The organism is Muriicola sp., from assembly GCF_049669965.1.
In the GTDB taxonomy this organism is placed as follows: Bacteria; Bacteroidota; Bacteroidia; order Flavobacteriales; family Flavobacteriaceae; genus Muriicola.
Genome location: NZ_JBATLB010000077.1, coordinates 16,054 through 31,897, shown reverse-complemented (window position 1 = coordinate 31,897; position 15,844 = coordinate 16,054). Strand labels below are relative to the sequence as shown.

The 15,844-nt window shown below is 41.9% G+C and carries 14 protein-coding genes and 1 pseudogene; 13 read left to right on the top strand and 2 right to left on the bottom strand.

What is annotated here, in order from left to right; genetic code table 11:
* Positions 1 to 200, bottom strand: a pseudogene (locus WBM49_RS04335) (N-acetylmuramoyl-L-alanine amidase); the annotation flags it as partial.
* A gap of 64 nt (positions 201 to 264) precedes the next feature.
* On the bottom strand, positions 265 to 1,266 hold the full coding sequence (locus WBM49_RS04330) for a glycoside hydrolase family 113 (RefSeq protein ID WP_424370840.1): 1,002 nt from the start codon (positions 1,264 to 1,266) through the stop codon (positions 265 to 267).
* Between the two features lie 113 nt (positions 1,267 to 1,379).
* Here WBM49_RS04330 and WBM49_RS04325 point away from each other — a divergent pair, with 113 nt between their 5' ends.
* The 13 genes from WBM49_RS04325 to WBM49_RS04265 all read left to right on the top strand — a co-directional run bounded on the left by WBM49_RS04325 (position 1,380) and on the right by WBM49_RS04265 (position 15,828).
* On the top strand, positions 1,380 to 2,726 hold the full coding sequence (locus WBM49_RS04325) for an NAD(P)/FAD-dependent oxidoreductase (RefSeq protein ID WP_424370839.1): 1,347 nt from the start codon (positions 1,380 to 1,382) through the stop codon (positions 2,724 to 2,726).
* 14 nt (positions 2,727 to 2,740) lie between these two features.
* Positions 2,741 to 4,321: a 4Fe-4S binding protein gene (locus WBM49_RS04320; protein WP_424370838.1), complete on the top strand. Its 1,581-nt coding sequence runs from the start codon at positions 2,741 to 2,743 to the stop codon at positions 4,319 to 4,321.
* A 63-nt stretch (positions 4,322 to 4,384) separates the two neighbouring features.
* Positions 4,385 to 5,074 (top strand): glycosyltransferase family 2 protein, encoded by a 690-nt coding sequence (locus tag WBM49_RS04315; protein ID WP_424370837.1) that lies wholly within the window; start codon positions 4,385 to 4,387, stop codon positions 5,072 to 5,074.
* A gap of 1 nt (position 5,075) precedes the next feature.
* On the top strand, positions 5,076 to 6,560 hold the full coding sequence (locus tag WBM49_RS04310; RefSeq protein WP_424370836.1) for a cellulose synthase family protein: 1,485 nt from the start codon (positions 5,076 to 5,078) through the stop codon (positions 6,558 to 6,560).
* A 133-nt stretch (positions 6,561 to 6,693) separates the two neighbouring features.
* A complete protein-coding gene (locus WBM49_RS04305; RefSeq protein WP_424370835.1) occupies positions 6,694 to 8,055 on the top strand; it encodes a mannosyltransferase in 1,362 nt (453 codons plus the stop codon).
* A 215-nt stretch (positions 8,056 to 8,270) separates the two neighbouring features.
* The gene (locus tag WBM49_RS04300; protein ID WP_424370834.1) at positions 8,271 to 8,885 is read left to right on the top strand and encodes a GNAT family N-acetyltransferase; all 615 of its coding nucleotides are present in this window, start codon (positions 8,271 to 8,273) and stop codon (positions 8,883 to 8,885) included.
* 4 nt (positions 8,886 to 8,889) lie between these two features.
* Positions 8,890 to 10,101 (top strand): argininosuccinate synthase, encoded by a 1,212-nt coding sequence (locus WBM49_RS04295; RefSeq protein WP_424370833.1) that lies wholly within the window; start codon positions 8,890 to 8,892, stop codon positions 10,099 to 10,101.
* Positions 10,094 to 11,068, top strand: a complete 975-nt coding sequence (gene argC / locus WBM49_RS04290; RefSeq protein WP_424370832.1) for an N-acetyl-gamma-glutamyl-phosphate reductase — start codon at positions 10,094 to 10,096, stop codon at positions 11,066 to 11,068. The genes WBM49_RS04295 and argC overlap by 8 nt, the downstream gene beginning before the upstream one ends.
* Positions 11,069 to 11,117: 49 nt before the next feature.
* Positions 11,118 to 11,912 carry a pyrroline-5-carboxylate reductase gene (gene proC / locus WBM49_RS04285; protein WP_424370831.1) on the top strand — a complete coding sequence of 265 codons (795 nt, stop codon included), beginning with the start codon at positions 11,118 to 11,120 and terminating at the stop codon, positions 11,910 to 11,912.
* A gap of 1 nt (position 11,913) precedes the next feature.
* On the top strand, positions 11,914 to 13,041 hold the full coding sequence (locus tag WBM49_RS04280) for an aspartate aminotransferase family protein (RefSeq protein WP_424370830.1): 1,128 nt from the start codon (positions 11,914 to 11,916) through the stop codon (positions 13,039 to 13,041).
* Positions 13,038 to 13,979 (top strand): acetylornithine carbamoyltransferase, encoded by a 942-nt coding sequence (locus tag WBM49_RS04275; RefSeq protein ID WP_424370829.1) that lies wholly within the window; start codon positions 13,038 to 13,040, stop codon positions 13,977 to 13,979. Before WBM49_RS04280 ends, WBM49_RS04275 begins: the two co-directional genes overlap by 4 nt.
* A complete protein-coding gene (argB, locus tag WBM49_RS04270) occupies positions 13,976 to 14,755 on the top strand; it encodes an acetylglutamate kinase (RefSeq protein ID WP_424370828.1) in 780 nt (259 codons plus the stop codon). Before WBM49_RS04275 ends, argB begins: the two co-directional genes overlap by 4 nt.
* Entirely contained in the window at positions 14,752 to 15,828 is a 1,077-nt protein-coding gene (locus WBM49_RS04265; protein ID WP_424370827.1) for a M20 family metallo-hydrolase, read from the top strand. The genes argB and WBM49_RS04265 overlap by 4 nt, the downstream gene beginning before the upstream one ends.
* The last annotated feature ends 16 nt before the right edge of the window (positions 15,829 to 15,844 follow it).

The window sequence follows — 15,844 nt, the reverse complement described above, 5'->3', positions numbered from 1 at the left end:
AGATGCCGGCCTTCACGAAGATTTTCTTTATTGAGCACAAGGAAATCCTGATAATGGTCCGTTGGATTTATCCCCTGTTTACGCAACAGAGAATAAATACCGTCTCCTTTTTCAGCGACTACCACTGCCAGACTATCCTGCCCATAGGATATAGCAGTAAGAAATAGTCCGGTAAGAAGAGTGAAAACAATACGAGCCATCACGGAGAGAGAATTTTAAGTTGCAAAGATTAGCAAAAAAGAGCTCAAATTCAATGCCAGTAAATTAATACACCTTATAAAAGGCCTTAATAATGTCCTGGGCAGGCTTATTCTGAGGGGTGAAACGGTTGTCTGAAGGCCCTCCCGATTTTTCATGATTGATAAACCATTTCCAAACAAAGCCTCCGGCAAACCAATCTTCTTCCCAAAAAGATTCAAAGATGGCTTTTTTGGCATTTACCTGTCCTATCATATTTACACCCTCTTCACTCCTATCTACCAGCCAGGGTTTTTTCGCAGTATAGTCCATACTACGATAGCCAAATTCGGTAAAAAGAACAGGCTTATTCTCTTTTTTGGAAAGATCAGCGATCTTTTCTTTCCAGGGTTTCCAACCTTCTTTTAATTCTTCAACGGACGGGGTTTGTGCTTCCGATAAAGGAAAATAAGCATCAATCCCTATAAAATCCAGTGACTCCCAAAACGGAGTGCGATCAAATTCATCCCAATTAGCGGCATAGGTGAGTTTACCTTTGTACTCCTTTCGAATTTTGCCGATAAGCTCATTCCAGAACTCGGGCCTGTTAACTACAAACTGCTCCAGTTCGGTGCCTATGCAAAAGATCTCCGCTTTGGATTCTTCTGCCAAAGCAGCATAGGTAAGTATAAAATCTTCGTACGATTTTTCCAATGCCTGCCAAGCCTCTTCCGATTCCATTTTCAATCCCCCGGTAAATACCCCACGCCAGATCCATATCTGTGGTTTTACCATTACCTTGATCTTATTTTTGTGGAGAACCTCAATATATTGCCTGGCCCCCAGCCGGGTTTCTCCAAACCACTGCCGGTCTGTATTATATATGATTTCTGATGAATTTAATTCCCTGATAAATCCGAAGGGCATCACCGCTGCGTGGTCTGCATAGACATCCTTTATCGGTTGGATATTATTCTGTGTTACCTGATCTCTTGAAGCCACAAAACTTACTCCATTGATCTTCCCCACGTATTGGCTGCTACAGGCTAGTTGAAGAAAACAAAAAAGAAGTAGAATCCCCTGCTTCATGTCAGAAATGATGATTTCAATCAAATTTACAATTTTTTGAAGTTGACAAAATCACAAAAGGCTGTTAAGTTCTTATATTTAACCCGACTGAAGGTAAGAAACTGACCAATTCAATGGAAAACATAGTGATTATAGGCAATGGTATCTCCGGAGTTACCGCAGCCCGCCATATTCGAAAACTTTCCGATAAACGAATTACGATTATCTCAGCAGAGAGCGAATACTTCTTTTCCCGCACGGCTCTGATGTATGTCTACATGGGGCATATGAAATTTGAACACACCCAACCCTATGAGAATTGGTTTTGGAAAAAGAATAGAATAGACCTCATCCATGACTATGTAACCAAAGTAGATCATAAGAACAAACATCTACAACTAAAAGATAAGGGTACGATAGCCTATGACAAATTGATTATCGCTACGGGCTCTAAACCCAATAGGTTTGGATGGCCAGGGCAGGACCTTAAAGGGGTTCAGGGCTTGTATTCCAAACAAGAATTAGAACAATTGGAGCTTGATGCTCCCAATAAAGATTCCTGCCACAGGGCAGTAATCGTAGGGGGTGGACTTATTGGAATTGAACTTGCAGAAATGCTTAGAAGCAGGGAGATCCCTGTTACCTTCCTGGTACGCGAAAGTAGCTTTTGGAATGGGGTTCTTCCGGAAGGAGAATCACAAATGATCAATGAACACATTCGTGAACATCACATAGATCTTAGGCTTAGCACCAATCTCGTAGAAATCCTGGCCGATGAAAATGGTAAGGCAAAAGCGGTAGTTACCGATACCGGAGAAACTATTGAATGCAATCTGGTAGGTCTCACGGCCGGTGTAACGCCTAATATTGGTTTCTTAAAAGATTCCGGGATAGAACTTGGACGAGGCGTGAAGGTAAACCGCTTCTTGGAGACCAATATCCCTGACATCTATAGCATAGGGGATTGTGCAGAACAACACCAACCTATTGGAAACAGACGCACCGTAGAGGCTGTTTGGTATACAGGTAGAATGATGGGAGAAACAGTTGCCCAAACCATTTGTGGTAAAAAGACAGCCTACCAACCCGGCCATTGGTTTAATTCTGCGAAATTTCTGGATATTGAATACCAAACGTACGGCTGGGTATTTAGTGATAAAGGCCGAAAGGAGTACGAATCGCACTTCCATTGGAGGCATCCAAAAGAAAAATTATGCATAACGGTAGCCTATCACAAGGAAAGTAAAAAATTCCTGGGCATCAATACTTTCGGGATCCGTATGCGGCACGAAATATTTGATAGATGGCTCACAGAAGAGCGCAGTGTAGATCATGTGATGGAATATCTGAAAGATGCCAATTTTGATCCGGAATTCTACACCCAGTATGAAGCTGAGATTGTGACGAGCTATAACCAACAATTCGGAGCCAACATACAACCCAAAAAGAAAAGTTGGAAACGAATTTTTACAAAAGCGTAAACCTGCAGAAAGTAATGAAAACTATTAAAAATATTGGTCTTGTTATTTTCCTTGTGGGTTTGGGGATCTTTACGGCCCTACCCTTACTCGGAACCTTTTCCTTTTCCCAGTTAGATTTTGAGCAGCTGATATTAGACAATAATATTAAGAGCGAGCTTTTTGTTTCCTCCATTGAACAAGATGTGGTAAGCAAGCAATTCGCAGGGATGCAGGCACTTTCTCCCTTGGTAGCTGACGCCCTTGAGAAAGCTAACTCCATGCATCGCAAAAACAAGGAATACAAAAAAGTGATCTATACAAAGCCACAAGATATGGCTGCCATGATCGGAAAAAAAGCAGGCGCCGGTTTTATAGTGGAAAACAAGGGAATTATGTGGTTTTTAACCTTTGGATTGGGTATTCTGGGGGCATTGCTATTCATTCTTCCAAATGTAGTTTTATTGGGTCAAAAAGGGATCAAAAATAATGGAATCTATCTGGAGAATGCCACTAACCGGGGATGGATCGCCTGGATGGTGTTTGTTTTCCTTGTCTCCTTTTATTTGATCCTGTATTTCAGGCCGCAGTATGCTGTGAACTGGACCTACCTGGTAGATCCTATAAGCATGCGCTTAAGTGGAAATATGGCCGGGCATTGGTTTGTTTATGGTTTTATGTACTGTGTGGTCATGACCGTCATGGCCGTCCGGATGTATATAAAATACAGGCACAATATGTATCAGATGGTCCGCACCACCTCTGTGCTATTCTTCCAGATCATTTTTGCCTTTCTGATCCCGGAGATCATGGTACGCCTGCAAATGCCCTATTACGATTTTAAGAATGCCTTTCCGTTAGACTATGATTTCTTTTTTCAATGGAACCTGCGATCACTGATCAATAGCGGAGGGATTGGCCTGTTTATTCTGGTTTGGGGTACTGTCCTTACACTGGTAATTGTACCCGTCATGGTCTATTTCTTTGGGAAACGCTGGTATTGCTCTTGGGTGTGTGGCTGCGGCGGATTAGCAGAGACCCTGGGAGACCCTTACAGGCAACACTCTAGTAAAACCCTGCTTTCCTGGAAGGTAGAACGCTGGCTCGTACACGGAGTTCTGGTATTTGCTGTGGGGATGACCTTAATAACCCTGTATAGTTTCTTTTCGGAAACAGGTACTGTTCTCGGAATCAAAACCGCCAGTGTACAAAATACGTATAGCCTGCTAATTGGTTCCATTTTTGCCGGGGTCATAGGCACCGGATTCTACCCCATTTTTGGCAATAGGGTATGGTGCCGCTTTGGCTGTCCTTTGGCGGCCTATTTAGGGTTTGTACAACGGTTTAAATCCAGGTTCCGCATTACAACCAATGGAGGGCAGTGTATCTCTTGTGGGAATTGTTCTACCTATTGTGAACAAGGTATAGACGTACGTGCCTATGCTCAAAAAGGGGAAAACATTATCCGCTCTAGTTGTGTAGGATGCGGCATATGTTCAGCGGTTTGCCCCAGAGGGGTGCTAAAATTGGAAAATGGACCAGAAAAAGGGAGAATTAATCCTACCGAGGTATTACTCGGGAATGATGTGGATTTGATGCACCTTGTTAATGATAAGTAAAAGACTTCCCCTATTTTTGCGCGCAAACAATTAGCATCGTGCTAATACGATGAGTAAAACTTCATGAAGGAGATTCTCGTAATTATTCCGGCTTATAACGAAGCCAATTCTATAGGAAAGGTCATTTCTGAGATTCCTGATCTGGTCACTGAAATAATTGTCGTCAATAATAATTCTACAGACAACACAGCCGCCGTGGCTACCGCTGCCGGGGCCACTGTCTTGTTCGAAGGACAAATGGGATACGGTTATGCCTGCTTAAAAGGAATTAATTATGCAAGTAAACGATCCAAAACACCCGATATCATCGTATTTATGGACGGGGATTACTCCGACTTTCCGGAGGATCTTCACAAAGTGATTGCACCAATTTTGTCTGGAGATGCAGATTTTGTGATTGGGGCACGGCAGAAGGCTTTGAGAGAACAGGGCTCCATGACACCACAACAGGTGTTTGGAAATTGGTTAGCCACCTCTTTAATGAAGCTACTGTTTAGGGCGAGTTTTACAGATCTCGGGCCGTTTAGAGCCATTAGATTTGAACAGCTGAAGGCCTTGGAGATGGAGGACAAAACCTACGGGTGGACGGTTGAGATGCAGTTAAAAGCAGTAAAGAGAAAAATAGCATATACCGAAGTACCAGTGCGTTACAAAAAAAGAATTGGTATTTCAAAGGTCTCAGGAACAATAAAAGGTAGTATATTTGCCGGCATAAAAATCCTGGGGTGGATATTTAAATACAGCATAAAATAAAATGGGTTTAACAATTGCTTACATCATTATCGGAATTTACAGCATAGCGCTGATTTTGATTTTCTTCTACAGCCTAGCGCAATTGAATTTGCTGCTCAACTATCTTGGATTTAAAAAGCACCAGCAAGTAGCTCCAAAGTTCAATTTATTGGATCCAAAGGAAATTCCTTTGGTAACCATTCAGCTTCCTATTTACAACGAGGAATATGTAGTTGAACGCTTATTAGAAAATATTTCTAAAATTGCATATCCTAAAAGCAAATTAGAGATCCAGGTACTGGATGATTCTACAGATGATTCTGTGAATGATACCGCAAGACGAATTGCCGATCTTCAGGAAGCAGGTCTGGATATTCAACACATTCGCAGAGAGAACAGACAAGGATTTAAAGCAGGCGCCTTAAAAGAAGGGTTGAAGATTGCCAAAGGCGACTTTATAGCCATTTTTGATGCCGACTTCCTTCCGGATCCTGATTGGTTAAAAAAGACCGTTATCTATTTTAAAGACGAGGAAATTGGCGTGGTACAAACCCGCTGGGGACACATTAACCGCGACTATTCCATTTTAACAAGAATACAAGCATTTGCCCTTGATGCACATTTTACCTTAGAACAAGTAGGTAGAAATGCCAAAGGACACTTTATTAATTTTAATGGAACCGCAGGCATCTGGAGAAAAGAATGTATCATTGACGCGGGTAACTGGGAAGGAGATACCCTTACAGAGGACCTGGATCTAAGTTACCGTGCACAACTAAAAAACTGGAAGTTTAAATATCTTGAGGATGTGGAAACTCCTGCAGAATTACCTGTGGTGATTAGTGCTGCTCGTTCGCAACAATTCAGATGGAACAAGGGTGGAGCTGAAAACTTCAGAAAGACCGTTGTAAATCTGGTCTCTGCAAAGAACATTCCGTTTAAGACAAAGTTCCATGGGGTTATGCACTTGTTGAACAGCTCCATGTTCTTATTTGTATTCCTAGTGGCCGTTCTGAGTATCCCTATGCTCTACATCAAAAACAGCTATGGACACCTGGGTTGGATCTTTGAAGCAACAAGCTTTTTCATTGTCTCCACCATCATCCTTTTTATCTGTTATTGGTTTACTTACAAAAGCATACAGGGTAGTGGCATAGATCACTTTGTAGATTACATTAAACTGTTCTTTACCTTCTTCTCAGTGGCTCTTGGTTTTTCATTACACAACACCGTGGCTGTTCTGGAAGGACATATGGGGAAACGCAGTGAATTTGTCCGCACCCCAAAATTCAATATCAATAACCTTACTGATAGTTGGAAAGGAAATAAATACCTGACCACAAAATTATCGCCAAATATGATCCTGGAATTTGCCCTAATGATTTACTTCCTTTTCGGAATGTACAGTGCTATTCCTTTGAATGACTTTGGCCTGTTCCCCTTTCACTTTATGTTGTTCCTTGGCTTTGGATTTGTATTTTTCAAATCCCTGACAGCAAAAGTGTAGGTATATAGTAAGTATATTAGCCTCCAATTAATAAGCGCATAACGCCTCCCAAACATAAAGGGGGGCGTTTTGTTTTTTATTTATTTTCCCCATTTTTTTCGGTTATTTGTAAAAACCATCAGGATACTACCTTATGCCCAACACGGTTCTTACCTATTGGAAACTACACAAGGTGCCTATCCTTCTCTCAGTGCTTTGTGCCCTGTTCTATTACACCTTTGCCTACCACTTAGAACGACCAGACTTTGCCAGGATGGCATTTCTCTATGCCGCACTGTTTTTTCTCTGCTATAAGCTTATTCAATTCGAAAAATGGAACTTTAAGCTATTACTAGTACTGGGCATCCTGTTCCGGCTCATCTTTCTGCTGGCCGTTCCAAATCTTTCTCAAGACTTTTATCGATTTATCTGGGACGGACATTTAGTGATCCTGGGGGAGAACCCTTACGTGTACCTGCCAAATGAGATCCTTGAAAAGGGCGAAATTATAATACCTCAGGCACAATTGCTGGTCGAAAAAATGGAGTCGCTGAGCGCATCCAATTATAGCAACTATCCCCCTTTTAGTCAATTATTATTCGGGCTATGCGTGTGGTTGGGCGGACAAAATATTGTTGGTGGATTGATCAGTATGCGGGTGCTACTATTAGGGGCCGATCTGGGTATCTTTTACTTTGGCCGTAAAGTATTAAAACACCTGAATAAGTCGCCACATATGATTTTTTGGTATTTCCTGAATCCCCTGGTCATCATAGAAATAAGCGGAAATCTTCATTTTGAGGGGGTAATGCTTTTCTTCCTTTTATTCGCTGTTTATCTGATCACTTTAAACAAATGGATAATTGCCGCCATTCCCCTGGCCCTTTCCATTTCAATAAAACTGATCCCATTGATGTTTCTCCCGCTGTTTTTCAAAACCCTGGGGCTTAAGAAAGGGATGGTATTCAATACGTTGGTGGTACTAGGTATATTGGTAACCCTCGTTCCTTTTTATGACACCTTATTTGCATCTCACTATTTTAAATCTCTCTCCCTGTGGTTCTCTAACTTTGAATTTAATGCGAGCATATATAATGTAGTTAAAAGCCTGGCATCACTACTAGAAATAAAGCCCTGGGAACTCATAAAGGTGTATGGAAAGATCATTCCTTTTATGGTCATCGCCCTGGTGGGTGTACTTACAATTTTCCAAAAGAATCAACATCCCAAAACATTGATCACTTCCATGCTCATGATCCTTACAGTATATTTTTTCCTCTCCTCAACCGTACATCCCTGGTACCTTATTTCCCTGGTATTATTGTGTATTTTCTCCGAATTTCGTTATCCTTTGGTATGGTCCGCTACCGTAATTCTCAGCTATTCAGCCTACTCCAATCCCGAGTTCAAGGAATCCATGTGGTTACTGGTCATTGAATATTTATTGGTAATTGGGTTTTTAGTATACGAATTATTTAAACGAAAAGGCTTTAAATCATTAATTCCCAAAAATTAAAGGCATGATGGGGTTACTTCAATATTATTTGTACATTTACTTCTGATGAAAACGAATGCACACAAGTATACCTCTGTAAGAATAGTCCACTGGGCTACATCTTTGGTGCCTGCTCGTCGCCGCCCGTAAGGGTGCTCCTCTCTCATGGAAATAGGTGAGTCCATTTCCGCAAAAACCTTTAAGTCTATTCCCGTTTACAATTAATTTTTAGAGCAATGGATATTGTAATTGCTAACGAATCACATATTAAGTACGCCGCTATTGTTAGCGAAACCATTTCCGAATCTGCCAAGGTTAGGGGAACCGGTATTGCAAAAAGAACCCCAGAGTACATCATAAAGAGATTGGTAAACGGAAACGCCGTCATTGCCCTGGATGGTGATAAGTTTGCCGGCTTTTGTTATATTGAAGTCTGGGGCCATCAGAAATTTGTGGCAAATTCCGGGCTTATCGTACATCCCGATTATCGCAATAAGGGACTGGCAAAAAAAATTAAGAAGGCCATTTTTGATCTTTCTCTAAAAAAATTTCCGGAAGCAAAGATCTTTGGGATCACTACCGGCCTGGCGGTAATGAAAATGAACTATGAATTAGGTTACAAACCCGTTACCTTCTCAGAATTAACAGACGACCCCGAATTCTGGAAGGGTTGCCAGACCTGCAAGAATTTTGATATCCTCACCAGGACAGAACAGAAAATGTGTCTTTGTACGGGCATGTTATACGATCCGGCTCAAAAAGGGAAAGCACAAAAAAAGAAAGTAGATGGGAAGACCTTTCAGCGATTGAAGAGTATCAAAGAACAGCTTTTCCTCAAAAAGAAAAAATAACGGCATGAACGCGAAACATATAATCAAGAAGAAATTAGTATTGGCATATAGCGGGGGCCTGGACACATCCTATTGCGCCTTGCATCTCTCGAAGGATCTTGGCTATGAAGTACATGCCGTAAGTGTGAACACCGGTGGTTTTGATAAGCAGGAAATACAAGACATTAAAGAAAAGGCACTAAAGCTGGGGGTGCACTCTTATACCTCCATAGATGCGGTCCAAACGTTTTACGACGGCGTTGTAAAATACCTCATCTTTGGCAATGTACTTCGCAATAATACGTATCCTTTAAGTGTAAGTGCAGAAAGGATTGTTCAGGCCATAGAAATTGTACAATACGCCCAAAAGATTGGCGCCAATGCCATCGCTCATGGAAGTACGGGAGCAGGGAACGATCAGGTGCGTTTTGACATGATCTTTCAGATCATTGCCCCAGAAATAGAGATAATTACTCCCATCCGGGACAATAAACTCTCAAGGGAAGAAGAGATCAACTACCTTTTAAAACACGGTATCTCCTATTCCTGGGAAAAAGCACAATATTCCATTAATAAAGGTCTTTGGGGAACTTCTGTAGGAGGGGTAGAAACGCTGACCTCCGAAAGAGGGCTTCCTTCCAATGCCTATCCAAGTCAGCTTAAAGCAAAGGAATCTAAAGATGTAAAGCTTTCCTTCACCAAAGGTGAACTTACTGCAATAGACGGGAAGCAAGGTAGTCCTGTGGAGAATATTGAGCAATTACAGGAACTGGCAGCTACCTACGCAATTGGAAGAGACATTCATGTAGGGGATACTATCATAGGGATCAAGGGAAGGGTAGGATTTGAGGCCGCTGCCCCTTTGGTCATTCTAAAAGCCCATCATCTTCTGGAGAAGCATACCCTGAGCAAATGGCAACAATTCCAAAAAGAACAACTGGCCAATTTTTACGGCATGCTTTTGCATGAAGGTAATTATTTGGATGAAGTGATGAGGAACATTGAGGCCTTCCTTACTGACACACAAAAAAATGTGAGTGGGGATGTGTTTGTAACACTACATCCGTACAGATTTGAACTAAACGGTATTCATTCCCAACACGACCTCATGGCGGCTTCGTTTGGGAGCTATGGAGAAATTAACAAGGCCTGGACCGCCAATGACGCAAAAGGATTTATCAAGATCCTGTCCAACCCAGCCAAAATAGCAACACAGGTAAATAAACATAATGATTAAGGCAGGTATTATTGGCGGTTCCGGATATACGGGAGGAGAATTAATCCGACTTCTACTACATCATCCAAAGGTGGAGATTCAATTTGTATTTAGCACCACCAGAGCGGGCTCAAAAGTGAGTGCCACGCATACAGATCTTCTTGGGCAAACTGAATTACGGTTCAGTGATAAAGTTGACCCCACTATAGATCTTGTTTTCTTGTGTTTAGGACACGGGAATTCAACCAAATTTCTTCAGGAACATCCCTTTTCAGAAACCACTAAAATCATTGATCTCAGCAACGATTTCCGATTAGAAGCCAATAGTAATTTTGAGGGTAGGGATTTTATATATGGTCTTCCGGAACTTTATAAAAAGAAGATTCAACAGGCAAAATATATTGCAAACCCAGGGTGTTTCGCCACGGCAATTCAGTTGGCCTTGTTGCCACTGGCTAAAGCAACTATCCTTAACAAAGAGGTGCATATAAATGCCACTACTGGTAGCACGGGAGCAGGTGTTGGACTTACCCCCACCACCCATTTCAGCTGGCGCGAGAACAATATGTCTCATTACAAAGCTTTTACGCATCAGCATTTAGGTGAGATCAATGAAAGTCTGTTGCATTTTCAAAAAGATAAAGGCAAGCTTTTCTTTATCCCCAACAGGGGAAATTTTACCAGGGGGATTTGGGCAACTGCCTACACACATTTTGAGGGTACTGAGAGTGAAGCAAGAGCCCTGTATAAATCCTTTTACAAAGAAGCAGCTTTTACACAAGTCTCCGAGGAGCCTATTGCTTTAAAACAAGTAGTGAATACCAATAATTGTCATTTACATGTTGTGATACACGATGGCAAGATCCTTATTGCATCTGCCATAGATAACTTGCTCAAAGGGGCCAGCGGACAGGCCGTCCAAAATATGAATCTAATGTGTGGTTTTCCGGAAAAGGAGGGCCTTCAATTAAAGTCGGGTGTATATTAATTACCCCAGGACCAACATACAGCAGAACTAGAACCAGAAGAAAAAGCATATGAAAATAGCCATAATAGGAGCCGGGAACTTAGGAATATCTATTGCAAAAGGAATATTACACAGCAATGGTGCCACCACCATGTATCTCAGCAAAAGGCATCCGGAAAATATCAAGGATTTTGAAAAGTATGGGAATGTCACCGTCACATCAGACAATTCCCTGGCTGTAAAACAATCGGACATTCTAATATTCTCAGTACAACCAGGACATTTTGAGCACATATTGAAGGAGGTAAAGGATCAGCTTACGGAAAAGCATGTTATCATCTCTACGATCACGGGCTTTAGTATAGAGAAGATAGAGTCTATCATTGGGAAAAACAGCTTTATAATACGCAGTATGCCCAATACGGCCATTTCCGTGGGTAGATCTATGACGTGTTTATGTAGTAACGAAATGGGTACAAAACGCATAGATCTTGCAAAAGCCATATTCAACAGAATGGGGCATTCCATGGAAATCCCCGAGAGTCAGATGCAAGCGGCCACTGTGATATGTGCCAGTGGAATAGCTTTTTGGATGCGTCTTATCAGGGCCACCACCCAGGGAGCCATTCAGTTGGGATTCGACGCAAAAGACGCCCAGGAATTAGCTATGCATACCTGTAATGGAGCAGCAGCTTTGCTTATAGAATCCGGGAATCATCCGGAGGAAGAAATAGACAGGGTCACCACCCCCATGGGCTGCACCATCGAAGGATTAAATGAAATGGAACACCAGGGCCTAAGTTCTTCCCTGATCCGGGGCATAGTGGCTTCGTTTGAAAAGATAAGTCAGATTAGAAAAGGTTAATATGAAACTCTTCGACGTATACCCCTTATACGATATTACTCCCGTTTCAGCGAAAGGAGTGATTCTTACCGATGATAAGGGTCAGGAATTCCTGGATCTATACGGGGGTCATGCAGTAATCTCCATTGGGCATGGACACCCTCATTACATCAATCGACTCAAGGAGCAAATAGATAAAATAGGGTTCTACAGCAATGCCGTTCAGAATCCCTTACAACTAGAATTGGCTGAAAAGCTAGGTCGATTATCAGGCTGTAATGAGTATCAACTTTTTCTTTGTAATTCCGGAGCAGAAGCCAATGAGAACGCGTTAAAATTAGCTTCTTTTCACACCGGAAAATCCAGAGTGATCGCCTTTCATAACAGCTTTCACGGACGTACCTCAGCTGCTGTGGCCACCACAGATAATCCGGCCATCAACGCACCAATCAACAAACAGCAAAAGGTAAGTTTTCTTGCATTTGAAGATATTGATGCTTTTAAACATGCGGTAAAAAAAGGAGATGTTTGTGCTGTGATCCTGGAGGCAATACAAGGCGTTGGCGGATTAGATGAACCTACCACGACCTTCTACCAGCAAGTAGCTAAAATTTGCAAGAAACACGGGGTGGTTCTTATTGCAGATGAAGTGCAATCGGGTTTTGGAAGAAGTGGTAAGTTCTTTGCCTTTCAACACCATGGTATTGAACCAGATATTATTTCCATTGCCAAAGGAATGGGGAACGGTTTCCCTGTTGGGGGTATACTAATACATCCAAGGATCAAGGCTTCCCATGGCTTGCTTGGAACTACCTTTGGAGGAAATCATTTGGCATGTGCCGCTACCCTGGCTGTTTTGGAAGTGCTCGAAGAAGAAAAACTAATTTCGAAAGCTCAGGAACTGGGACGCTATTTTACGGAAAAGGCCTTGCAAATTCCCGAAGTAAAACGGGTAAAAGGAAAAGGTCTGATGTTGGGACTTGAATTCGATTTTGAAGTAGCCCCTATCCGAAAAAAACTTATCTATGATCAACATATTTTTACGGGTAGTGCTAAAGACAAAAAGGTCTTGCGTATTCTGCCGGCCCTTACCATACACAAAACCCATATAGATCATTTTTTTGATGCGCTTAAACAGGTATTAGCATGAAGCATTACGTTACAGTAAACGACATAGATTCTGCCAAGGAATGGATAGATCTGGCAAGAGAATTAAAACAAGACCCTTTTAAATTCAAAGAATTAGGGGAAAGAAAAACCCTGGGTTTATTATTCTTTAATAATAGTTTACGCACACGTTTAAGTACTCAAAAGGCGGCTCTACACCTGGGGATGCATTGTATGATTATGAATTTTAGTAGTGAAGGATGGGCCCTGGAGTTTGAAGATGGTACCATCATGGACAAAGGAAAAGCAGAACATATCCGCGAAGCGGCCCAAGTGGTCTCACAATACTGCGATGTATTGGGGGTCCGTGCCTTCGCATCTCTTGGGAGTAAGGAGAATGATGAAGCAGAGATTGTACTGAATGGCTTTAAGAAACATGCCACCATCCCAATATTGAATATGGAGAGTGCCACAGGACATCCTTTACAGGCCCTGGCCGATTTGATCACTATCAGAGAAAACAGCACTAAAAAAAATCCAAAGGTAGTTTTATCCTGGGCTCCTCACCCCAAGGCACTCCCCCATGCCGTGGCCAATTCATTTGTAGAGATCATGCAACAGAACTCAGCTATAGATTTTAGCATTACTCATCCTGAAGGCTATGAGCTAAATCCCCTTATCACCAAAGATGTACCCCTATACTATGATCAGGATGAAGCGCTCAGGGATGCCGATTTTGTCTATGTGAAAAATTGGAGTAGTTACAATTCCTATGGAAAAGTGTTAAGTACTGATGCAAATTGGATGATCACAGAGAAGAAATTGGGACATGCTAAGTTTATGCATTGCCTGCCCGTAAGACGTAATGTTGTGGTAGAAGATGCCGTACTAGATAGCAGCAGATCCTTGGTCATGGAACAGGCCAATAACAGAACTTATGCAGCTCAGGTAGCGTTACTTAAAATACTCAAAGGATTATGAAACCTGCATTGTCTATTGTAAAAATTGGCGGTAACGTCATAGAAAATGAGAAAGAACTGACTCGTTTTTTAAAATTGTTTGCCCGGATCCCCGGGCCTAAGATCCTGGTTCATGGCGGTGGCAAGAAAGCCACTGCAATGTCGGAAAAGTTGGGGATTAAAACCACTATGGTGCTGGGGAGACGTATTACGGATAAACCGAGTTTAGAGGTGGCGGTGATGATCTATGGAGGACAGGTAAACAAAACCCTTGTAGCGTCCCTGCAAGCCCTGAAATGCAATGCTATTGGACTTAGTGGAGCCGATGCAGGAATCATACGGGCAGTAAAACGACCTGTTGAGTCTGTAGATTTCGGATTTGTGGGCGACATTGTATCGGTACATACAGAACCCTTATCCCTGTTTTTACAGCACACTATGGTACCGGTTTTCTGTGCCCTGACCCACAATGGAGAGGGGCAGTTATTAAATACAAATGCAGATACCATCGCTTCGGAATTAGCCATTGCCCTATCAAAAGAATTCACCACTACTCTTTATTATTGTTTTGAAAAATCTGGTGTTCTTAGTGACATTTCTAATGATAACTCGGTTATTCCGCATATCAATAAACAGACATATTTTAGTCTGCTGAAAGAACAGACCATTGCGGACGGCATGTTACCAAAGTTGGAAAATTGTTTTTACGCCTTAGATCATTCTGTACACAAAGTATGCATTGGTAATACGCAAATGTTAGTACCACAAGCAACAAACTTTACAACGCTTACCCTATGAAGCAAGATGTATCCCAGTTAACAAAAAATGCAATTTCATTATTACAGGAACTTATTGCGACGCCTTCATTTTCATCAGAGGAAAATAATACCGCTTTGCTGATTGAAAAATGGCTTGCCACCCATGGCATACAATATAAAAGAGAGAATAACAATGTATTTGCCTTTAATAAGTACTATGACAAAAACAAGCCCAGTTTACTCTTAAATTCTCATCATGACACGGTGCAACCTAATTCGGCCTATACCAGAGACCCATTTTTACCGTCAGTGGAAAATGGCAAACTTTTTGGTCTTGGGAGCAATGATGCCGGGGGCGCTTTGGTATCATTGATCGCTGCATTTGCCTATTTTTATGAAGAAAAAGACCTTGGGCACAATCTCATTCTGGTAGCTTCTGCCGAGGAAGAAAGTTCCGGGCCTAATGGCCTTAATTCCATGTTAACTATTCTTCCGGAGATTTCTGTAGCCATAGTTGGCGAGCCTACCTTAATGCAACTGGCGATTGCCGAGAAAGGATTGGTTGTCTTCGATGCGAAGGTAAAAGGCACCCCATCCCATGCGGCACATCCTAACGATAATAATGCGATCTATAATTGCATTGATGTACTTACCTGGTTCAAAAATTTTAAGTTTCCAAAAATATCTGAGGTTTTGGGTGCAGTGAAAGTTACAGTAACGCAGATAAATGGGGGAAGTCAGCACAATGTAGTACCTGCTAAAGTAGATCTGGTTATTGATGTAAGGGTAAACGATTGTTATACGAACCAGGAAATTGTTTCTATCCTACAAAAGCAAGCTCCTTGTGAAATAAATCCCCGTTCCTTGCGCCTAAACTCGTCTTCCATACCCAAGGACCATCCTTTGGTACAATCGGGATTATCCCTGGGAAGAACAACCTATGGATCCCCAACACTTTCAGATCAGGCAGCACTAAGTTGCCCCTCCTTAAAATTAGGTCCGGGAGACAGTACCCGTTCGCATAGTGCAGATGAGTATATCTTTGTTGCAGAAATTGAAGAAGGTATAGAGCTGTATATAAAACTTTTAAAAGGATTTCTTACAACCTTATAAACCTAATAAACACAAA